Genomic DNA, 20,414 nt, shown 5'->3' with positions numbered 1-20,414 from the left:
TATGAATTATCCAGTTAATTTTTCCCACGTGGGAATTAGTGTTCCAGATATAGATAAAGCCGTCGCATTTTATAAAGATGCTTTGGGTTTTTATCAAATCGCAGGCCCTATGGAAGTCAGCGAAGATGAAGACAACCATCTATCGGCTATCAGTAGAAAAATTTACGGAAAAGGTTGGAAGAATTTCAAGTTTGCCCATTTGTCATCTTCAGATGGCATTGGCTTGGAGATTTTTGAATTCGCTAATAATTCCGAAGAAAAATCAGATAATAGTCCGTTTAAAACCAGTGTTTTTCATTTTTGCATTCAGCATCCCGACATTGAAGCGATGATTGAAAGAATTGTTGCGCACGGCGGAAAGCAAACAATGTCTCCACAGGAAATGTACCCGGGCGAAAAACCTTATAAAATGGCCTTTACGGAAGATCCCTTTGGAAATAGTATAGAAATATACACCCATTCTTACGAATTACAAAACGTTGGCGACGGCGGAAGCATCACTTAAATAAAAACGAAGAATGAAGGATATTAAAAATATGTCAGCTCGAGCGCAGTCGAGAGGTCTTGGGATCTTATCTGAACTCAACCTGAAATAATATATAATTTCCTTTATTCATTATATTCAGCATAACACAAATAAATTCAAACATAAAAAAGAAGAAAAAATGATAAAAAGATTTTTTGCAATCGGAATGCTAACAGCAACGGTATTTATTTCCTGTAAGAATAACTCAAAACAGGAAAATAAAGATTCATCCAATACAGAACAAACAACTTCCAAGGATGTGGTTACCCAATCTTTGACGAATAATGATGGCGAAACCCTTGAGATGTCTTTTGATAATTTAGAAGGAACCGCATCCGTGAATTTTAAAGGAGAGACTATTGATTTGGAACAGGAAAGGGCTGCATCTGGAATTTGGTATAAAAATGACCAATATGAGTTACGCGGAAAAGGAAATGATATTTCGCTAAAAAAAGACGGTGAAGTGATTTTTGAACATCAGGACAAAAAAGCTTCCGTAGAATTTAAAAATGATGAAGGCGACGTATTAAATGTGACCTTTAACAACACCGCCGGAACCGCAAAAGCCTATCTCAACGGTGGCGAGCAGATCGATTTGGAGCAGGAAAGGGCTGCATCGGGAATTTGGTATAAAAACGACCAATATGAATTGCGCGGAAAAGGAAATGACATCTCGTTGAAAAAAGACGGCGAGACCGTTTTTGAACACGAGGACGATAAAGTAAACGTAGAAGCAAAAAACGACAAGGACGATGTTTTAACGATGACCTTTAACAACACTGCCGGAACGGTTAAGGCCTATTTAAACGGCGGTGAACAAATTGATTTGGAACAGAAAAAAGCAGCTCCCGGAATCTGGTATGAAAATGACACCTATGAGTTACGCGGAAAAGGAGATAATTACATGCTGATAAAAGACGGGGAAACCGTTTTTGAGAATTAAAGTTGTAGAACAAACGACCAACTCGGTATTTTTTATTAATTGAACCGGTTAAATAAGCAATTAAATGTCTGAACAAATCATACAAAAGAAAATGAAACTTGCCGAAGGGCTCTTGTTAAGAACAGATCTTATGAAGAAAATAGAGCATCTTCAAAACAGGATAAGACCTGTATTGATCGTTTCTGATGATAAAGTCCCACAAGAAGATCCGGACAAATTACTGGCTCAGCTAAGGAAAGCTGTTAAAGATTTGGAAGCAGTAATTATAAGAATAAACAAAACCAACAATAATACCCAAGTTGAAGGCGAAGGAACGCTAATGGAAGCCCTGGCCAAAAGAGATTCGTTAAAAATGCTTTCGGAAAAACTAAGAAACATTAGATACGCCGCACAAGTAAATAACAGTGGCGAAACCAATCTTAAAACGACCATTGACATTCAGAAGTTGCAAGCTGAGATGGATCAAACAGGAAGGGCATTTAGAGAGCTGGACAGTAAGATTCAGGAAATTAATTGGCTCACAGAGTTGAAAGAATAAACTTTAGCCGAAAGGCGGAATGATCGGGGCGAGTACCAGCCCCTTTTTTGGTATGTTTTTCCGGGCAAAGTGAAAACCACACCACCAGAGCTGCTTGGGCTGCGGCAAAATTGTATTCTTTAAGACCCATTACTGCTTACAAAGTACAGGCGTAAAATGTAAAATTTACTACCGGGTACTGACCGATCATTCTTTTTAACTTTTCAGGACAAATACAACTGACTTTATTTGCTAAAATATCCTTAATGGTGTAGGAAAATGTTATTAATTTTCATAGTATTATAAGGACATAAAAGATTGGGAAGAAAATTATAATTATTGTTTTTCTAAAAATGAATATCCTGAGGTCTAATCTGGATATGCTTTCTAATAATTGTGAAACACCCCTATCATTTTATGAAGAGGAAATTAAATCTTCTGAAAGGTTTATTTTTAATTATTATAGACATTTAAAAACGAATACTATGAAAAATATTATAACTTTAGTAGCAGTACTCCTCCTATCGGTAAGTAGTTTTGCACAAACACAATGGAAGGTAGATCCAAATCATTCCTCGTTGAATTTTAATATTGAACATTCGGGGATAAGTATGGTAAACGGAAAATTTATGGATTATACCGGAAGTTTAACTACAAACGGCGATGCATTAACCGATGCCAATTTTGATTTTACCGTAAAAATAGAAAGTATCAATACTAATGTTGATAAAAGGGACAATCACTTAAAGAGTGCTGATTTTTTTGAGGTAGAAAAATATCCGGAAATGACCTTTAAAAGCAATAAAATTTTAGCTACCGGAAAACCAGATAAATATTTATTGTATGGCGAACTAACAATTAAAGGCGTTACAAAAGACGTCATTTTTGATGTGCATTATGGCGGAACAATAAAAAATGACCAGGGAGAAAAGTTAGGATTAAAAGCTGAAACCACTATCAACAGGTTTGATTATAATGTAGATTATGACCCAACCGGTGCTGCCGTAGGGAAAGAAGTAAATATTGTTGCCCACTTACAATTTGCAAAGCAGTAAACCTTGGCTATAAGAAATCTGTGATGCACTATCGTTACAAAACGTCAAATCGAGTGGATTTCTGAAGCGAGAGCTGAAGAAATTTGTATCGAGATTTGCTTTTTCAGAAAAAATCTATAAAGACGCCGCTTGATTATTTCACAGAGAAAGAAGTGATTAAATCAAGTGGCTTTACTATTTTTAACGAAAATTTCAATGTGTGAGAAATCGGTTTAATTGCTATAAACTATTCGTGGCACTTCTCCTATTTTAGCGAAATCAACAATCAGGACTCAGGTATACGAGGTATTCTTCCAAAAAATCTCTTTTATTCCGAAACAAGCCCCGGGGAATTAACCGCATGGCTATCGCCCCGCGATTAAAGTTAAAATAAATGTTTGTACGTCAAGGTAAAAAAAGAACAGCTCGCCATAACTTACAAATCGCGTCCCTTTTATCTTTTGTTGCAGGATTGGTTAGCGTAACCGGCTTTTTAGCCGTTGCACAGCTCACGACAAACGTAACGGGACATTTTGCTTTTTTGGTAGATGAAGTTTACAACCTAAACCCGTGGCACAGTCTTGTTTACTTTTTGTATATCCTTTTCTTTTTAGCCGGCTCATTTACTTCTAATTTTGCGATAGAAAAAATTTCCCGTAGAGATTCCAATTACGTTTACATCATTCCTACCTTTGTAGAAAGTTTAATACTTTTCTTCCTCGGAATCTTCGGAAAATACCTGCTACCGGGAAATCCGCATTTAATTGCCTGCACCCTACTCTTTGCTATGGGCGCGCAAAACGCTTTGGTAACCAGAATTTCAAATGCCGTGGTAAGAACCACTCACCTAACGGGACTTTTTACCGATTTGGGAATCGAGTTGTCCCAATTATTCTTTTATAAAGATAAAGACTCAAGAAAAGAATTGACCAAAATCATAAACCTCCGACTTATCATTATTAGTTTTTTCTTTATTGGCGGGATTATTGGCGGAATCGCTTATACAAAAATTGGACTATACACCTTAATTCTCGGTTCGGTTACTTTAATTTTGGGTATTATTTATGAAAACATCAAATTGAAGTTGAGGCTCTTACAGAAAAAAATACGTCAATAAGCGTTCTTGTTTCTGCAATTGCTAATTTTCCTTTTTGTTGTATGATTTCGTGGCGTGTTTAGGCTTAAAAGTTAGCAAATAACACAGGTAGAATGTCCGCGAGTTCCAAGGTTTCGGAATTCGTGAAATAGGCTATCACCAACAATGAATTAAAATATACAGATAAATCAGCCACAAGCATTATTTTTTAGCTAAAAATTCTTTTGCGGTTAAGACAGGGATTTTTGAATTTTTAAAGTCCTTTTTATTTCGTGTTATAATTACGTCAATTTCATTTTCGATTGCAGAGTAATATTGTAATCCGTTTTCAAAATCTGGAAAATTATTATCACTCAAAGCTAATTCAGTTATTTTGTCATCTAAACTTAATAGCTCAACCAGCACTTTAAATTTTCTTAATATTTGTCTCGCCTCTTCTGCAGATTTAAGTTTTGAAAGAATATAATTCGTATTAGCGAATGTCAAAGATGAAATAGTTAGTTCCAACTTATTTCTGTCGGCACGAGAAAATAAATCAGCAGCTTCATCATAGAATTTTTCTCTTTTTGAAAGCAGATCTATAACGATGTTTGTGTCAATTAGTAATTTGCTCATTTATATTTCTCAATTAAATAATCAGTATAATCATCTTTTACATCATAATCCTCATCCAGAGAGATTACTCCGCTTAAACTTTCTACAAGAGGTGTTATTTCTGTTGAATTCCTCTTTTTCTCGGTTAGAGTTGCTAAGTATGATTCGATTAGTTTTGACAAACTAATATTGTTCGATTTAGCATAGCTCTTTGCACTTTCGATAATAGCTCTGTCTAAACTTAATGTCAATTTTTTATCCATAACATGTGATTTACGTACAAATTTAATATTTTATCACGTAATTTCAGCCTACTATCGCTTCTTATGCCTGTGACTAACAATAAATAGTGGCCAAAATTAAATGTATTTTAACCGTGTACAGATTGGCGATAAGCTATTCCCCACTTTGCCAATTCATCAATAACCGGCGCTAAAGTTTTTCCATGTTTGGTGATGGCATATTTCACGGTAATGGGTTTGGTGTCTTTTACTGTGCGGCTTATTAAGTGGTTGCTTTCTAAATCCTGAAGTTCTTTTGATAGCATTTTACTGCCAATGCCTTCAATCTCCCTCAACAAATCCATAAATCCCAAACTTTCGCCTTCTATTAAAGTTCCCAAAATATGGAATTTCCACTTTCCCGATAAAATACTCATCGTATCGCTAATGGCTTGTATCCTCACCTGGCAAACAGGGGTATTGTTTACTACGGACTTCTTTTTAATTGTTTTCATCTAATAAAAAACTTAAAATTATTCCCTAAAACAAATCAGGGTAGTTTCCTTTTGGAAAGTACTTTCTAAAAGGAAACAAATGTCAAATATACACTTATTTTCCGTATCTTTACAAAGATTTGTTTCAGCAACTAATAAACTGAATATTAATTATTTATAAGTCGATTTTTACTGAAATTCACTTAAAGAAACCCAATAGAAAGAATAGTAATATGAACAAAGAAACTTCAAAAAGCAATCCGCTTTTATGCGACATAGAAACCGGAATGTGCGAAACACCCGGAGATACTTCAAACACGACAAACAAAACCAAAGAGCAATCCACCAAAAAATCAGTAAAGCTACTTTACTATACCGATCCTATTTGCTCGTCCTGTTGGGGCATAGAACCGCAACTGCGCAAGCTTAAACTGGAATATGGCGATGCCATTGAAATAGAATACAGGATGGGTGGACTTTTGCCAGACTGGAGTTATAATAGCGGCGGAATTGGAAAACCTTCAGACGTTGCCTCACATTGGGACGAAGTGAGTGAACATTACGACATGCCCATAGATGGAGATTTGTGGTTGGAGGACCCATTGGAATCTTCCTATCCGCCTTCCATAGCATTTAAAGCAGCACAAATGCAAGATGAAGAAAAAGCCAATCTATTTATGCGGGAAATTCGGGAAATGGTATTTCTGAAAAAGAAAAATATCGCTAAGTGGGAATATTTGGCATCGGCCGCAAAAAATATGGGGCTTGATGTAGAACAATTGAAATCTGATTTTGAAGGCAAAGCAAAAGAATTGTTTGAAGAAGATTTAAAATTGGGAAGGGAACTAGGCGTACGTGGCTTTCCCACCATATTTTTTATAGATGATGAAGGAAACCAGGAAACCGTATATGGCACCAGACCTTATGCTTTTTATGAAATGGCCATCCTAAAATTGAAACCGAATGCTTCCAAAAAGGAATACAGCAAAAATTGGCAAACGCTCTTTTCAAAATATTCTACGCTAACCGCGAAAGAGTTTTCTGAACTATCTGGCGCTCCAAGAGTGGAAAGTGAGAAACAATTGAATGAACTTTCTGAAAATGGAGAATTGGAAAAATTGACCACAAAAAATGGTTCTATTTGGAAAAAGAAAACAACCAGGACATAAAGAAGTATAGGAATCCTGACTTAACTGAAGCGTATCCCCGAATGCAATTATTAACTTATAAAACAAAAACTTATGGCAACGATGAACTGCTGCCTATCGTAATATTTTCCCGGAAACTATTGCATTAATCAATAGCGGACGATTGCCTGTTGAAAAATTGGTTACTAGTGTGATCTCGCTAGATGAAATTGTAGAAAAAGGTTTTGACGCTTTGGTGGAAGATCCTTCAGAAGTTAAGATATTGGTAGAAATAGATCGTTAAAGAAGTAATTTAATATTGAAAACGGCAGCATTAGGTTTTGAATAACTTAATGGTGTTTTTTTATTCGGCAAAACCCAAATCCAGTTCATGTTCAACGCGCTTTTTTGCATAAAAACCATAAAAAGTAATAATCGCGGGAGTTGTCACAAGTTGTCATTTTCATCAATTACTATATTTCGTATATTCACTCGATTAACTCAAAAAATCATGCAAAAATCAAATAATGGAGTCTATTAGAATAATAGATATTGTTGGAACGGCCGCTTTTAGTATTGCCGGGGTTTCGGCTGCAATGGAAAAGAAGCTGGATATATTCGGGATTTTTATTATAGCCTTTGTAACTGCTCTGGGAGGAGGAACCCTCCGGGATATTTTAGTTGGTAAAGTACCTATTGGATGGTTATCCGATTTAAGTTCGGGACTAATCGTGCTACTCAGCACAATTGCAACGATTTTCTTTAAGTCAGTAATTAAAAATTATCATAATGCCCTATTATTTTTTGATTCCATAGGACTGGGATTTTTCACGGTAGTGGGTATTCAAACAGGAATTAGCTTTGAGCTACATCCTGTGGGCTGTATTGCGCTAGGAACAATAACTGCCTGCTTTGGCGGTGTTATTAGAGATATTTCTTTAAGTAATATTCCGCTTATCTTCGAAAAAGAAATTTATGCTACCACTAGTATTTTCGGCGGAGTTGTTTTTTTTCTTTTAATGAAAATGGGTGCACCTAAAATGTTATTTGAAGTAGTTTGCCTGGTCTCTATCGTGATATTAAGGTTACTCTCTGTTAGATATCATTGGCAATTACCAACTATCTGGAAACCTGAGAAATCATAGTTATAATTATTTAATGACGATAGTCAAATAGGTTGCTTCTGTCAATTAAATATTTTCGTTAACTTTAAAGAAATTGGGTAAATCAGTCTAATATGAAAAGGAAGTTAAGCTGTTTGGGCATTATAATGATATTCTTATTGGATACCCCCATCCAGGCCCAAAGCTTTATTGAAGCTATTTTAAAAGAGCCCATTCAAAAAGCGATTACAGAAAGTACCGAGGTTGATATACAGCAAATGCAAGCTGAAAACACACAATTTGATATGGAAATTGTGAAGGGGAAAAGACTGCCCCAAATTTCATTTTCGGGAGGCTACGGGTTTTTATATTCACAATTGAGCCCTAAGTTTCCCACCCAATATTTACCTATTAGTGGCACTCCTTTTTTAGAAGATCCCCTCGTCTCCAATTTTCAAACCCAGGTTTTTCTAGGCTCGCTATCGGCAAGGCAGCTTATTTTTGCGGGTAACCAAATTAATAGTGGCATAAAGGCATTAAAAGAAAAACAAAAAGCAGAACGTTTTTTAGCTGAAGCTGGTAAAGAAGAGATTGCTAAGGAAGTCATTACTACTTTTGACCAATTGATGCTCTTGAATGAGGTGGATAAATTAATTGAAGATTCTGAAAAGCGGCTCGAAACAGAACATAAAAAGGTTTTAAAAGCTATAGAAAATGGTCTGGCCATTCCTTATGACCGCGACAAAGTAAAATTAGCAATGCTGGAACTGAAAGAGAAACAGCTTGAAGCCGAAGGAAACAGAAATGTATTGCTTGCCAAGCTAGGTTACCTTACCCGAATGAGCGAACAAGAATTACAGGCTACTGCCTATGAGTTAAAAACCTTTATGATAAGCACGGCTTCCCTGGATGCAGAAAAAAGAATAGAGTTAAAAGCCCTGGAAGCGGGAAAAAAAGCAAAGGAATTTGCTTATAAAAAAGAAAAGGGAAGTTTTTTCCCAAAAGTTTTTGCTTTTGGAAATTTGGCTTATTTAAATGCCTTCGACACCAGTATAGACTTTAAAGATGTGCCCATTGCCGGCGATGTAACTTTAGAAGCAGAGCATATCCGTATGGAGCCGGCAGCTGCAGTGGGAGTTGGTTTACAATGGGATTTGTTCAAGGGGGGAGAAAACAACAAGAACATAAAAAAGGCCGAGATCGAACTCGAGATAAGTGAGGCCAAGCTAAAGGATTCCCGTGAAAAATTTGAGCTGCTGTTGTTTAAAAATCAATCTGATTTGCAAACAGCAGAGCAAAAGGTTCTAGTGGCAGGCCAACGCGTTAAAATAGCCGAAAACAATCTGCAATTGGCCACAAAACAATACCATGCCGGTTTAGTTGATTTAACAGAGCGCCTGGAATCTGAAAATGATTACTACAAGGTAAATTTAAATTATTACAATCAAATTCTCAATCAAAGGGCAGCGACAATAGAACTTTTGCTGGCCACCGGAGAGTTGTTGGATAAAATTTATAGCAAAAATGAAAATTAAAAATAGTTTATTCTTAGCGATTCTGGTTGTTTTTGCCGCTTGCTCCGACAAAAAAATTGAGCCAGCCTTTATGGGAAAAATTGAGCGGACGCAAATCTCAGTGGTTACCAAGGTGCCTGGTACTGTTGAAAAGATATTGGTCTCCAAAGGGGATCTTGTAAAAAAAGGTGACACTTTGGCTATTTTAGATATTCCCGAAGTCGATGCCAAAAAACAACAGGCCGAAGGTGCTTTTAAATCCGCAGAAGCGCAGTACCAAATGGCCCAAAAGGGAGCTACAAGTGCCCAATTGCGCCAATTACAAAACAAGGTAAACGGACTTAAGGAACAATTTGAATTTGCCCAAAAATCTAAGAACCGGTTAGAAAAGATGTTGCAGGACAGCCTCATACCCCAGCAACAATTTGACGAGGTTTATGCTAAATACCAGGGAGCTAGAAATCAATATGAAGCTGCCAAAACCGAATTGGAAGAAGCTCGCACCGGTGGGCGTCTAGAACAGCAAACCATGGCCCTGGGACAGCAATTGCAAGCCTCGGGAGCAATCTCTGAAGTAGATGCCGCTGAGCGGGAAAAATATATGACCGCGCCCCAGGATATGTCGGTAGAAACCATCAACCTGGAGATTGGCGAGCTTGCCCTGGTTGGCTATCCCGTGTTTAGCGGTTATGTAGATCAATCGGTCTATTTCAGGTTTACCATTGCCGAAAGTAAATTGGGAGAAATTAAACCGGGTAAAAAAGTAAAAATAAAAGTGCTTTATAAAGATACTGAACTTATTGATGGTGAAGTAGTCATGGTGAAAGCATTGAGTTCATACGCCAACATCGCCACTGCCTATCCCGATTTTGATATGCAACAAGCCTTGTTTGAAGTAGAGGTGCAACCCACAAATCCCGAGGAGGTAAGAGGATTGATAACCAAAGCATCGGTTTCCCTGGAACTCGACAAATAGATTAAAGTGAAGAAATTTATACATTTAATAAATCGGGAATTCAGGCTGTTCTTTAGCAATAATGTCCTGAGATTACTGTTTATAGGCGCTCCCATTTTATACGGCGTACTTATTGGCGCTGTATATCAAAAAGGAAAAATTACAGACTTGCCCATAATTGTGGTGGATCAAGACCAAAGCCCAATGAGCGTTAAATTCATCGATATGCTCGAGGAGACCGAGAGTATTGAGGTAGCAGCAGTTTTACCTTCGCTTAATGATGCGAAAAATAAAGCTATAGATGAGGAAGCCACTGTTATTGTTAATCTCCCAAACGGATTTACTTCCGGAATCCAACAAAACAGGTTGCCCGAGATTACCATTTTTGTAGATGCTTCCAACACCCTTACTTCCAATACTGCTTTAATGGCGGTAAATGGGGTTGCAATGACGATGAAAGCGGGTATCCAAATAGAATCCCAGATGAAAAAAGGAGTCCCCGAATATATAGCCGCACAAAATTACGAACCTTTTAAAACCACCATCATAAAACAAAGTATCCGCAGTGGAAACTATCTATATTTCATGCTTCCCGGAGTCTTGCTAACGGTTTTTCAGCAGGTTTTACTCCTGGGGCTGGCTCTAACCTTTGCTGCCGAATATGAAAACGGAACCTTTAAGGAATTGGTGCGAAAAATGCCAAATCCATTTGGGATGTTAGCCGTTAAAATTATTCCCTATATGATTATGTCTATAGGCATACTCCTACTCTATTATGGTTTTTCAAAATATTACAATATGATTATTGGTGGTGCTTTTTGGGCATTTTCGTTAAGCACTTTTGTCTTTATTTTGGCCGTTTGTGGCATAGGGGTCCTGGTGAGCATTGTTTTACCCAATCAATTAAAAGCTACAGAAGTATTGATGGTCGTTGCTACGCCAAGCTTTATCCTTAGCGGATTTACCTGGCCTCTAAGCCAAATGCCAGCCTGGGTACAGTTTATCGCCGAGTTAATTCCGCTAACCCACTATTTAAAAACCTTTAGATTGTTATACCTCAACCACGCCGAAATTATACATATTTACAAGCCGGTGATCGCCATGGCTATTATAGCGGTAGTTTGTTTATCGCTATCAGCAGTTATTTTATATTTCAAAATTAGAAAGACAAAAATAGCTCTGGAAGAAAATACTTTGTAAGCCAGGTTTAAGCCTTGCAAAATAAAAATCACCTATAGAAATATAGCTCGAAGAAGTTGTTAATCTTACAATCCATCCACCACTCTACTATCAATTATTCAAAGTTAGTTTCATAGTTAAATTCCATCCAGAATACAACAAAAACCTTTTAAAATAGTAGGTTTTATGATATATATCAGCTTAAAATCGCAATTAGTGCTGTATATTGCAAACAACGCAAAAACCTGGATAATAACATTTTACGTTGAAAAATAGGATTAACTTAAAATAAATGTATAATGAAGAAGAAGTTTTTTAATGCGAAAATTTATCGCAATGATGCAGCAACTGAACTGATAGTTGAAGATGGAAAAATTACAGAAATAGGAACAAATCTGTCCAAATGTGAGGAAGAAATTGATCTCGGCGGAAAGCTTGTTATGCCTCCCTACGTAGATCCGCATTTGCATTTAGATTATGTATATACCTTATCTGAACTCGGGCAGGAAGGCGCTGGCTCAGGTACTTTATATGAAGCTATCGAGTTATGGCCAAAATTTAAGGAAACCCTTACGGTTGAAAGCGTTAAAAAGCTTGCAATGAAGGGTATTAAAGATGAAGTCTCTCAGGGAGTTCAGCATATTCGCACCCATATTGATGTTACAGATCCAAACTTTACCGCGCTAAAAGCTATGCTGGAAATGAAGGAAGATTTAAAAGACACCCTTGATATCCAAATTGTAGCTTTTCCCCAACAAGGAATGTACACCTACAAAGGCGGAAGGGATTTAGTAGAAGAAGCGCTTAAAATGGGTGCTGATGTCGTTGGTGGAATCCCGCATTACGAACCAGCCAGGGAATTTGGTGAGAAATCGGTTCACGATATTGTAGATCTTGGTTTAAAATACGACAAGATGATTGATGTTCATTGCGATGAAACAGATGATCCTAATTCACGATTTGTTGAGCTGCTAAATGCACTTGTACTTATGGAAGATTTTGGCACTAAAACAACTGCCAGTCATACCTGTTCCTTTGGTTCTGCAGACGACTCTTATGCTTTTAGGATGATGGATTTATTTCAAAAGAGCAAGATGAACTTTATCTCCTGCCCTACCGAAAACGCTTATTTACAGGGTCGCCAGGACACCTACCCAAAACGTCGCGGATTAACGAGAGTTAAAGAATTTATAGAATCAGGGATTAATGTTGCTTTTGCACAAGATTCCATAAACGATCCCTGGTATCCTATGGGGAATGGTAATATGATGAATATTCTTGACAACGGAATTCACTTAGCCCAAACGATGTCCCCAGAAGAGATTAAAACAATTTTTGATTTAATTACCTATAACGGAGCGCGTTGTATGAATATTCAGGACACATACGGTTTGGAGAAAGGTAAAGCTGCCAACTTCATTGTTCTTAATGAAAGCTCGGTTTATGAAGCAGTTCGGAAAAGAGTAGATGTACTGGCATCTGTTCGAGATGGAGATTTCCTATTCCGCCGTAAAGAAATGGCTTATGATATTCCTTTGAGCCTTTAAATTCGGTTTCTCTAATGAGTAGTTAAACATAAAAAAATAAAAAAGAACTGTTGTCGTGGTCTCTCGTTTATTGATCGTCTGGTAACACAAAAACTTTATGGCCACGGCAACTTTCATTTCCTATAAAATAAAGCTATGAGCAAACAATATATTGTAGAAAAAGCCAAGGGTGGTTTTCCGTTGCTGCTAATGATTTTAATGTCATCAGTAACCTTTGTGGGGATACTTTCTGAGTTGATGCCTTCGGGCGTGCTTCCCTTAATAATGGACGATTTAAATATCAGTGAGGTGCAAACAGGTAACATGGTTGGTTACTACGCCATTGCTTCGGCTATTTTTGCAATCCCGCTTATTTCATTAACCATGCATTTTAACCGTAAATATTTATTGTTGATTTTGCTTGGTGGCTTTGCTATTTCAAATATTATTTCAGGGCTTGTTCAGGATTACACCATTGTTATTATTCTTAGGATTCTTGGTGGAATTTGTGCTGGGGTAATGTGGCCAATGATTGCCGCTTATGGAATGCGACTGGTAGATGAAAAACATCACGGGAAGGCTATTGCCGTAATTATGGCGGGAACTACCCTGGGAATTAGTATTGGAATGCCTATAATGACCGCAATTGGTAATGATTATGGCTGGCGAACAGAATTCATTGGTCTTGGCGTATTTATAATAGCTATTGCCATAGTTAGTTTTATTGCCTTACCCTCAATTCCAGGAGAAAAACTCACTAAAAGTTCATCACCCTTTGCCCTTCTCAAAATACCGGCAGTTTTAATAGTTTTATTACTTACCTTACTTGGCGTAGTTGCGCACTATGGCGTTTATGTGTACATTACCAGTCTAGTTGACGAAATTCAACTGGCGGGCGGTGTTGAAAGCGCCTTAATGTTTTTTGGGGCAGGATCTTTAATTTCTGTATTGTTGGCCATAAAATATACAGATAAACACTTAAGGCTGCTAACAATAGCAATGTTTGCATTAATAATTATCTCTATGTTTATTTTCTTAACGTTTGGAGGCACCACTGGTATAGGACATTTTGCTTTCTTTTTATGGGGTGTTTCCTTTGGGCCATTGGTAACCTTGTTGCAGGCAGCGGTAAGCAGACAGGTAGAAACTGCAAAAGATGTTGCCACTTCGGTGCAATCTTCGGTGTTCAACTTTTCCATTATGATCGCCTCTTCCGTTGCAGGATTGCTACTTGGGATTTACTCACCAATGAGCTTAGTTTACCTGGCAATCGTCTTATCTGTACCGGGAATAATCATTTCCGTTTTTGCAAAGAAATCTTTAAGTTGAGTTCTGTTATCGTTGTTTATTATATTAAAAAATCAATCCTATCAAAATTCTTTTTATTGATTTATATGGTTAAATCCTCTTAATATCAAATTAACTGAAGCATTCAAACCCCGGGGAATAGACCTATGGCCACGATTAAAATTTATTTGAAGATATTCAAGAAAGTAATAAGCAGATAGTAATTATCATTAATCTAACTTTACCGAAACTGCAAGTTTAAGCATGGTTTCGCTCATGGAGTTAAGCCATTGTAGCTGCTCCCATATTAAATGAGCCTCTTGTAAATCCTGTAAAGCATCTTTATCCTCGATTGTCAAATTATCTATTTTAGATATGTTGAAGGCTGGTAGATTCTCCCCTAAAAAAATTTCGCTTGATAAAGATTGCTTCAGGTCGCATTTCCGGTTTTTTAAACAGGCGAGTACTTTTTCAAGGTTATTTTCAATTCCTTGCGTTGCAAGCTTAAACCTATCTGAAGCTGCGGTGGTGGTATTGTGTTGAATATAGGTACTTAATGAAGCCAACGCGGCAAGAAACTGGTGGTTTAACACGACCAATTCATAAATTTTTTCTGAATCTTTTTGTTTTGATTTTGGCTCCTGTGCCATCCGCTGAAAAGCCGAACTTAGATTAGATGTTTCTAAAAATGCTTGTTTACGTGCAATGCTGTAAGAGGTAGGTATTTTTCCTTTCTGCCGATAATAATCGGCAATTTTATGAAGAAAATCTTTATTCGCTTTTACGCTTTTTTCAATACTTTCGTTTATTTCTTCATATTCCCAGGTTGGCCATAGCCAGCGCATGGCTGCATAAGAAAGAATAGCCCCCACAAAGGTGTCTAACAACCGAAAACTTATTAAATCTAAAACATCTTCCTTTAGAATAGCATAGATAAAAACAACACTTAAGGTAATAAAAGTCGCCGAAGCTTTATAGTTTTTTTGTACCAGTGAAAGCGCAATTACCAGGGAGGTAACTCCCAAAATTCCATATAGATAGGAATTTTGAATAAGGAAAACCATACCAAAAGCGATCGCCCCACCTATTAAGGTCCCTATCATCCTGTCTTTTGCCCGGTTTCTGGTAAGTCCGTAACTGGGTCGCATAATAACGATGATAATCAATAAAATTGAATAGGGATTCTGAAAATCAAAGATGGATCCTAAAGCAAACCCTATAATCACTGTTGTCGCCAGCCTAATGGAATGTCTAAAAATACTGGATTTAAAGCTAAAATTCCTAAGCAGCAAGCGCGGGTCATAATCTTGAACTGCTATAAAGCGTTTGGCTTTTGTTCTATCAATAAAATCAATTTCAGTGCTCTTAGATGCTCCTAAAAGCCACTTGATTCTTTTAATTTTTTCAAACTGTTTTTCTTGGTAGGCTAGCAAATTTTGAAGAATAAGGTATTCTTCATAAAACTTTGTATTTCGCAATAAAGTTACATCCCGTCTTATATCATCAAAACATTGGCGCACAGCATCGCTCTTGGGTAATTTTTCTATATTATTTCCAGCTTCAGAAATCATTCGCAACTGCAAAGCCATTTCAAAAATAACGCTCTGAAACCTTTTAATATATTGCGGATGCTCATTAAAGAGTAAATCCATGCGATGGTAATTTCCCGGGTTGGCAATTGCCGTTTCCAGTATCTCAACCAATTGCACGAATACTAATAATCTTTTATCCCGATAATTAGACCAACCGGTAGTTTTTCTGGATAGAATTAAAATTTCCCGAAGAGTTTCATGATTTTTGGTGAGCTCGCTTTGAAGCTTTAATAATTTAGATTGAAGCTCTTTCTGATTTTCTTTCGGATCAACTAATTTTCCGCGTATTTCTAAAAATTCCGCGGTAAGCGAATAAGTTTCAGATAAAAATTCCTCGGTTTCAGCTTTAGGATTTAATCGGTGCCAAATTTTAGAAAGCAATAAATACCAAAGTCCACCAAGGCCTAATAAGAGCGCATATTGATAAATTTCCAGTTCTTCGGAAACCTGAGCAGAACTAAGTACCAAAGCCATGAGCCCCGAGAAACTAATTAGGGAAGCCCTAAAACCATACACCGAAATAAAAGCGATGCAAAAGGTAAACAGTCCCAAAATAGGGAGCAGCAAGGATAGTTCTAAATTTAAATAGCCCTTAACAAGACTAACCAACATAACCAGGCCAGCAGAAACAAGAATACCTATTTTTTTGTGCCGAAAACTACCAATAACATCGCTGGGTGAACTCCAAAAGGCACCAAAACTCAACGCCAGCCCCACCTCATAATACCCCAGCTGCATGCCAATTACCGCAGGTAAGGTAACCGCAACACCAACACGCAAAGCTCTCGAAAAACTAAGGCTTTTTAAAAACTCTTGCAGTTCTTTAAAACTTTCAGAAACATAAGAAATTATTTTGCTCAAGGCAGAATACTTTAATTGTAAATATAATGTTTTAGAGGTAAGTAGTTCTCTTTCACACTAAAAATACAATTTATAAGATGTTTGTCTGGTTAGCGCAGTTGAAACCTAATTTTGCATTCGAATATGGACTTGAACAGCTATATTAAAATTATTATTTTGATTATTATTAGACTTGTTTCAGCAATTGATACAAGTGGAAAATACAGCTTTGAAAAGCTCGATAAAAATTTTAGAATTTTGATTTTTAAGTGTATTTTTAATGAGTTTCTAAAAACTAAATCACAATGAAAACCATAATTTTTACTTTAATATTTACTTTTTTTAGCCAAACCATCATTTTTGCACAAACTAACGATGCGGAAAATAATTCGCACACTCATAAGCATCACATTGCACTGTTTAACGGAGCCACGACTAATTTTAGCCACGAATCAACATCTTATACCATTGGTTTAGATTATGAATACCGAATTTCAAAACTATTCGGATTAGGTCTTCTGGGAGAATATATTGCTGCAGAAAGTGGCGAGTTTCTGGCGGGAGTTCCATTCTTTGTACATCCATATAAAGGATTAAAATTTGTTGCAGCACCTATGGCAGTATTTTTAGAGGAACACACTTCTGGAGAACATAAAGTTGAAAAAGAAACCGAATTTGCTTTTAGGTTTGGCACCGGGTATGATTTTCATTTTAAGGGATTTTCTATAGGTCCAGATATCAATTTTGATTTTGGTAAAACTGAAGCGCTTAATTATGGACTGTCCATTGGTTTTGGATTCTAAAATTTATCGTGTAGCAGCAAAATTGAATCAACAACCTCCACCCAAGGGTACGAGGTATGCTTCCGAAAAAAATTATTTATTTCGAGGTAAGCTCTGATTATACCCTTGGCTATCTCTCCGCGATTAAAAATAATTACAAGCTATTTTCGGGATGAATGTGGCATTATTACTATATTGAACCAGAAAATAACACAGAACTTTCATTCATTTTAATTTCTTGATTTTGATAATGGTTCTGCAACATACTTAGAAAATAAATACAATGGCTAACACGGTAAGATTTGCGATTTCATTAGATATTGATTTGCTGGCCAGCTTTGACCAGTTAATTGAGAATCAGGGTTACGAAACCCGGTCTGAAGCAGTGCGGGATTTAATCCGAAACAAGCTGGTTACCCAGGATTGGGATGAAAAAGAAGAAGCCATTGGCACCATTACCCTGGTCTTTAACCACCACCAATATTCCCTTTCAGACGATATTACCCACAAACAGCACGAACATCATTCTTTAATTGTTTCATCGATGCACGTTCACTTAGATTATGACAATTGTCTGGAAATTATTGCTGTTAAGGGCAAGGGCAGGGAAATACGCGAGCTGGCCGATTCTCTTATCAGCATAAAAGGCGTAAAACACGGCAAATTAACCCTTACTACAACCGGGAAGGAAATTTCCTGAATTGGTTAAGAAATACGGCCAATAAATTTTAAAGAAAGTTGAGGTGCATAATTTTAGGCTAAGAAAAAGTACCCATTCCCGCAATATCCATTCAACTTACTATTTTTTCTAATTCCGTTTTCAATAATAATGAAAACGTGTTTTGTTCATTTCTTAAAGAACCCGTACAGGTGCTACTGTTTGTTCACATTTATTTTAGCATAAGCTAATATTCCGATATTTTAGAATATTTAAGGATTAAAAAATACTTTGTCATAAAGTGAGCAAAGCAAATAAAATTAAAAGCTTTCACTGTTTGTTTGAAGTATTTTTTTGATATTCAGACTTTAAATAAACCTATAGTATTAGTAGTCATAAATAATTTGGTATCTATGATGGTCACAAAAACAAACTTTCTTGAGCTAATCGAGAACAAAGACTGGAAATCGGCAAAACGTTCATTAAACGAATTAGAGGTTAATGAAATAGCACAAGAATTGGATAATGCGCCAAAACTTGAGAAAATCATTCTGTTTAGACTGCTCACAAGAGAACGCGCCAAAACGGTTTTTAAACTTCTCTCTCCTACTAACCAGCTAATCATTATAAAAGCCTTACGAGAAAAGCCGAATAAATTAGCAAACCTCTTAAACGACATTGAACCCGATGACAGAACCTCATTTTTTCAAGGGCTCCCAGAGGATGTCGTTACACCTTTAATTGAACTGTTGTCGCCAAAAGAACGCGAGCTTACAGAGCTTCTTCTTAGTTATCCAAAAGATAGCGTTGGCCGATTGATGACTCCGGAATTTTTCGCTATTAAACCCGATTTTACGGTTGATTCGGCTTTGGAGCATATTAGGAAAAATGGCAGGGACTCAGAAACCCTGAATGTGATTTTTGTTATTGATCAGGATGGGAAAATGATTGATGATATTAGGATAGGCGAACTGCTTTTGGCTGAGCCACAGCTCATGGTAGAAGAATTGCTTGATTACCGATTTATAGCTTTAGATGCGTTGGATGACCAGGAAGATGCATTAAAACTATTTAAAAAATACGACAGGGTTGCCTTGCCGGTTATTAGTAAAGAAGGCATTTTGTTGGGAATTGTGACCTTTGATGATATTATGGATGTGGATGAAATTGAGTCCACCGAAGATTTCCATAAATTTGGAGCGAACACCAGCAGCATAGCCAATCCCATTACGGCCAGGGTGTTCGATCTTTACAAGAACAGGGTGGGTTGGTTATTTATCCTGGTTTTTATGAATGTTTTTTCAGGCGCGGCACTATCCAGTTTTGAAGATCTTATCCAATCTGTAGTTCCCCTGGTGTTCTTTTTACCCCTTTTAATTGATAGCGGAGGAAACGCGGGCTCCCAATCGGCAACCTTAATGATACGTTATTTGGCCGTGGGAGGAGTGAAATTAAACGACTGGTATAAACTTATTGGTAAAGAATTTCTTGTTTCTCTAAGTTTGGGGATCACGATGGCCATAGGTGTAGCCGCAATAGCGAGTTTTAGAGCACCAGAAGTTGTTGTGGTTGTTGCCCTGTCTATGATTTTAACAGTAATCTTTGGCAGTCTAATCGGGCTCTTTTTACCTTTTATATTTACGAGGTTAAAATTAGATCCGGCAACAGCAAGTGCCCCATTGGTAACTTCTTTATGTGATATTTGTGGCGTATTAATCTATTTCTCAATCGCAGCACAATATTTTGGTTTCTAAAAAAAGCACGCCTTTTTACTATCGCAATTTACTTATCCAATTCCTCACGAATCTCTAACATAATTTTGTCATATCGCTCTACGAGGTCAGCAGAAAGTTTTTTGGAGGATTTGTGCAGTTTTCGTAATTGAATTGAAAGAAAAATACTGAATAGTCCCGCAAACATAAAATTCAAAGCCACCAAAACCACAATACTAAGTCCGGCGAAAAGCGGATTCCAAATTAAAATGAAGGATACAATTGCACCTATAATACCTAAAATTAAGAGTCCGCCCCAATTTTTACTGCCATATTTTCTAACATCCAGCGCAAACCCTATTGTTGAAATGGAACGAAACAAGATTACAAAACCTATATAAAAAGCCAGGGCAGTAAGCGACAATGAGGGTTTTAGCAACAAGAACACCCCCACAATTAAGGTGATGATCCCAAAAGCAAGCGACCAACCCCAATTTTCCAACCGGTCTTTATTGGCCAGTGCAAAAATGGTTTCCGAGAGTCCGCCTAATAAAACGATAAGGCAAACAATAAGGACAAAGCCATTAAAGAGCCTGCCGGTGAGCTAAACACCACAATGGCGACCACTACGAAGAAAATACCCACAAGTAGCGGAATATACCAATATTTAACGCTGTTTCTAATGGTTTTTAAAAATGAAGTTTCCATAAGTGT

General features: G+C 37.0%; 21 protein-coding genes. 15 read left to right on the top strand and 6 right to left on the bottom strand.

Features of this window, described 5'->3' with window-relative positions; all coding sequences use genetic code 11:
• Position 1: 1 nt before the first annotated feature.
• The 5 genes from BUA71_RS00690 (at position 2) to BUA71_RS00670 (ending at position 4,137) form a co-directional block, all read left to right on the top strand.
• Positions 2 to 505 (top strand): VOC family protein, encoded by a 504-nt coding sequence (locus tag BUA71_RS00690; protein WP_072875738.1) that lies wholly within the window; start codon positions 2 to 4, stop codon positions 503 to 505.
• Positions 506 to 665: 160 nt separating this feature from the next.
• Positions 666 to 1,469 carry an MliC family protein gene (locus BUA71_RS00685; protein WP_072875737.1) on the top strand — a complete coding sequence of 268 codons (804 nt, stop codon included), beginning with the start codon at positions 666 to 668 and terminating at the stop codon, positions 1,467 to 1,469.
• 64 nt (positions 1,470 to 1,533) lie between these two features.
• Positions 1,534 to 2,007 (top strand): DIP1984 family protein, encoded by a 474-nt coding sequence (locus BUA71_RS00680; RefSeq protein WP_083572009.1) that lies wholly within the window; start codon positions 1,534 to 1,536, stop codon positions 2,005 to 2,007.
• A gap of 464 nt (positions 2,008 to 2,471) precedes the next feature.
• Positions 2,472 to 3,041: a YceI family protein gene (locus BUA71_RS00675; RefSeq protein WP_072876824.1), complete on the top strand. Its 570-nt coding sequence runs from the start codon at positions 2,472 to 2,474 to the stop codon at positions 3,039 to 3,041.
• Between the two features lie 373 nt (positions 3,042 to 3,414).
• Positions 3,415 to 4,137, top strand: a complete 723-nt coding sequence (locus BUA71_RS00670; protein WP_072875735.1) for a YoaK family protein — start codon at positions 3,415 to 3,417, stop codon at positions 4,135 to 4,137.
• A 180-nt stretch (positions 4,138 to 4,317) separates the two neighbouring features.
• Here the strand turns inward: BUA71_RS00670 and BUA71_RS00665 are convergent, their stop codons facing one another.
• From BUA71_RS00665 to BUA71_RS00655, 3 genes are all read right to left on the bottom strand, one after another.
• A complete protein-coding gene (locus tag BUA71_RS00665) occupies positions 4,318 to 4,731 on the bottom strand; it encodes a type II toxin-antitoxin system VapC family toxin (protein ID WP_072875733.1) in 414 nt (137 codons plus the stop codon).
• Complete coding sequence (locus BUA71_RS00660; protein ID WP_072875731.1) at positions 4,728 to 4,973, bottom strand: DUF6364 family protein; 246 nt, start codon at positions 4,971 to 4,973, stop codon at positions 4,728 to 4,730. The genes BUA71_RS00665 and BUA71_RS00660 overlap by 4 nt, the downstream gene beginning before the upstream one ends.
• Before the next feature lie 107 nt (positions 4,974 to 5,080).
• Positions 5,081 to 5,446, bottom strand: coding sequence for a winged helix-turn-helix transcriptional regulator (locus BUA71_RS00655; RefSeq protein WP_245812529.1), 366 nt, complete (start codon positions 5,444 to 5,446; stop codon positions 5,081 to 5,083).
• A 212-nt stretch (positions 5,447 to 5,658) separates the two neighbouring features.
• On the opposite strand from BUA71_RS00655, the gene BUA71_RS00650 reads away from it, so the two are divergent.
• The 7 genes from BUA71_RS00650 to BUA71_RS00620 all read left to right on the top strand — a co-directional run bounded on the left by BUA71_RS00650 (position 5,659) and on the right by BUA71_RS00620 (position 14,158).
• Positions 5,659 to 6,594 carry a ClpXP adapter SpxH family protein gene (locus BUA71_RS00650; protein WP_072875729.1) on the top strand — a complete coding sequence of 312 codons (936 nt, stop codon included), beginning with the start codon at positions 5,659 to 5,661 and terminating at the stop codon, positions 6,592 to 6,594.
• A 485-nt stretch (positions 6,595 to 7,079) separates the two neighbouring features.
• Positions 7,080 to 7,697, top strand: coding sequence for a trimeric intracellular cation channel family protein (locus BUA71_RS00645; protein WP_072875727.1), 618 nt, complete (start codon positions 7,080 to 7,082; stop codon positions 7,695 to 7,697).
• Positions 7,698 to 7,789: 92 nt separating this feature from the next.
• Positions 7,790 to 9,190, top strand: coding sequence for a TolC family protein (locus tag BUA71_RS00640; RefSeq protein WP_072875725.1), 1,401 nt, complete (start codon positions 7,790 to 7,792; stop codon positions 9,188 to 9,190).
• Positions 9,180 to 10,145 carry an HlyD family secretion protein gene (locus BUA71_RS00635; protein WP_072875722.1) on the top strand — a complete coding sequence of 322 codons (966 nt, stop codon included), beginning with the start codon at positions 9,180 to 9,182 and terminating at the stop codon, positions 10,143 to 10,145. The genes BUA71_RS00640 and BUA71_RS00635 overlap by 11 nt, the downstream gene beginning before the upstream one ends.
• 6 nt (positions 10,146 to 10,151) lie before the next feature.
• A complete protein-coding gene (locus BUA71_RS00630) occupies positions 10,152 to 11,324 on the top strand; it encodes an ABC transporter permease (RefSeq protein ID WP_072875720.1) in 1,173 nt (390 codons plus the stop codon).
• Positions 11,325 to 11,602: 278 nt separating this feature from the next.
• Positions 11,603 to 12,850, top strand: coding sequence for an amidohydrolase family protein (locus BUA71_RS00625; RefSeq protein WP_072875718.1), 1,248 nt, complete (start codon positions 11,603 to 11,605; stop codon positions 12,848 to 12,850).
• A gap of 135 nt (positions 12,851 to 12,985) precedes the next feature.
• Positions 12,986 to 14,158, top strand: a complete 1,173-nt coding sequence (locus BUA71_RS00620; RefSeq protein WP_072875716.1) for an MFS transporter — start codon at positions 12,986 to 12,988, stop codon at positions 14,156 to 14,158.
• 188 nt (positions 14,159 to 14,346) lie between these two features.
• On the opposite strand, the gene BUA71_RS00615 is transcribed toward BUA71_RS00620, so the two are convergent.
• Entirely contained in the window at positions 14,347 to 16,569 is a 2,223-nt protein-coding gene (locus tag BUA71_RS00615; protein ID WP_083572008.1) for an FUSC family protein, read from the bottom strand.
• Positions 16,570 to 16,853: 284 nt separating this feature from the next.
• On the opposite strand from BUA71_RS00615, the gene BUA71_RS00610 reads away from it, so the two are divergent.
• The 3 genes from BUA71_RS00610 (at position 16,854) to mgtE (ending at position 19,742) form a co-directional block, all read left to right on the top strand.
• Positions 16,854 to 17,351 (top strand): hypothetical protein, encoded by a 498-nt coding sequence (locus tag BUA71_RS00610; RefSeq protein ID WP_072875714.1) that lies wholly within the window; start codon positions 16,854 to 16,856, stop codon positions 17,349 to 17,351.
• 262 nt (positions 17,352 to 17,613) lie between these two features.
• Entirely contained in the window at positions 17,614 to 18,030 is a 417-nt protein-coding gene (nikR, locus tag BUA71_RS00605) for a nickel-responsive transcriptional regulator NikR (protein WP_072875712.1), read from the top strand.
• 371 nt (positions 18,031 to 18,401) lie between these two features.
• Positions 18,402 to 19,742: a magnesium transporter gene (gene mgtE / locus BUA71_RS00600; RefSeq protein WP_072876818.1), complete on the top strand. Its 1,341-nt coding sequence runs from the start codon at positions 18,402 to 18,404 to the stop codon at positions 19,740 to 19,742.
• A gap of 28 nt (positions 19,743 to 19,770) precedes the next feature.
• Here mgtE and BUA71_RS00595 read toward each other — a convergent pair whose 3' ends face one another.
• Positions 19,771 to 20,229, bottom strand: coding sequence for an HdeD family acid-resistance protein (locus BUA71_RS00595; protein ID WP_245812537.1), 459 nt, complete (start codon positions 20,227 to 20,229; stop codon positions 19,771 to 19,773).
• Between the two features lie 17 nt (positions 20,230 to 20,246).
• Positions 20,247 to 20,408 (bottom strand): hypothetical protein, encoded by a 162-nt coding sequence (locus BUA71_RS17745; protein WP_245812528.1) that lies wholly within the window; start codon positions 20,406 to 20,408, stop codon positions 20,247 to 20,249.
• Between the last annotated feature and the right edge of the window lie 6 nt (positions 20,409 to 20,414).

It is taken from the genome of Salegentibacter echinorum, from assembly GCF_900129445.1.
Classification (GTDB): domain Bacteria; phylum Bacteroidota; class Bacteroidia; order Flavobacteriales; family Flavobacteriaceae; genus Salegentibacter; species Salegentibacter echinorum.
This window is presented reverse-complemented; position numbering and strand designations above follow the sequence as displayed.

What these genes read in the sequence shown, in the direction of transcription:
- BUA71_RS00635 (WP_072875722.1), top strand. Translation starts at nt 9,180, where the DNA reads ATGAAAATTAAAAATAGTTTATTCTTAGCGATTCTGGTTGTTTTTGCC.
- BUA71_RS00640 (WP_072875725.1), top strand. Translation starts at nt 7,790, where the DNA reads ATGAAAAGGAAGTTAAGCTGTTTGGGCATTATAATGATATTCTTATTG.
- BUA71_RS00675 (WP_072876824.1), top strand. Translation starts at nt 2,472, where the DNA reads ATGAAAAATATTATAACTTTAGTAGCAGTACTCCTCCTATCGGTAAGT.
- mgtE (WP_072876818.1), top strand. Translation starts at nt 18,402, where the DNA reads ATGATGGTCACAAAAACAAACTTTCTTGAGCTAATCGAGAACAAAGAC.
- BUA71_RS00610 (WP_072875714.1), top strand. Translation starts at nt 16,854, where the DNA reads ATGAAAACCATAATTTTTACTTTAATATTTACTTTTTTTAGCCAAACC.
- BUA71_RS00655 (WP_245812529.1), bottom strand. Translation starts at nt 5,446, where the DNA reads ATGAAAACAATTAAAAAGAAGTCCGTAGTAAACAATACCCCTGTTTGC.
- BUA71_RS00660 (WP_072875731.1), bottom strand. Translation starts at nt 4,973, where the DNA reads ATGGATAAAAAATTGACATTAAGTTTAGACAGAGCTATTATCGAAAGT.
- BUA71_RS00620 (WP_072875716.1), top strand. Translation starts at nt 12,986, where the DNA reads ATGAGCAAACAATATATTGTAGAAAAAGCCAAGGGTGGTTTTCCGTTG.
- BUA71_RS00680 (WP_083572009.1), top strand. Translation starts at nt 1,534, where the DNA reads ATGTCTGAACAAATCATACAAAAGAAAATGAAACTTGCCGAAGGGCTC.
- BUA71_RS00645 (WP_072875727.1), top strand. Translation starts at nt 7,080, where the DNA reads ATGGAGTCTATTAGAATAATAGATATTGTTGGAACGGCCGCTTTTAGT.
- BUA71_RS00625 (WP_072875718.1), top strand. Translation starts at nt 11,603, where the DNA reads ATGAAGAAGAAGTTTTTTAATGCGAAAATTTATCGCAATGATGCAGCA.
- BUA71_RS00685 (WP_072875737.1), top strand. Translation starts at nt 666, where the DNA reads ATGATAAAAAGATTTTTTGCAATCGGAATGCTAACAGCAACGGTATTT.
- BUA71_RS17745 (WP_245812528.1), bottom strand. Translation starts at nt 20,408, where the DNA reads ATGGAAACTTCATTTTTAAAAACCATTAGAAACAGCGTTAAATATTGG.
- BUA71_RS00690 (WP_072875738.1), top strand. Translation starts at nt 2, where the DNA reads ATGAATTATCCAGTTAATTTTTCCCACGTGGGAATTAGTGTTCCAGAT.
- BUA71_RS00650 (WP_072875729.1), top strand. Translation starts at nt 5,659, where the DNA reads ATGAACAAAGAAACTTCAAAAAGCAATCCGCTTTTATGCGACATAGAA.
- BUA71_RS00670 (WP_072875735.1), top strand. Translation starts at nt 3,415, where the DNA reads ATGTTTGTACGTCAAGGTAAAAAAAGAACAGCTCGCCATAACTTACAA.
- nikR (WP_072875712.1), top strand. Translation starts at nt 17,614, where the DNA reads ATGGCTAACACGGTAAGATTTGCGATTTCATTAGATATTGATTTGCTG.
- BUA71_RS00665 (WP_072875733.1), bottom strand. Translation starts at nt 4,731, where the DNA reads ATGAGCAAATTACTAATTGACACAAACATCGTTATAGATCTGCTTTCA.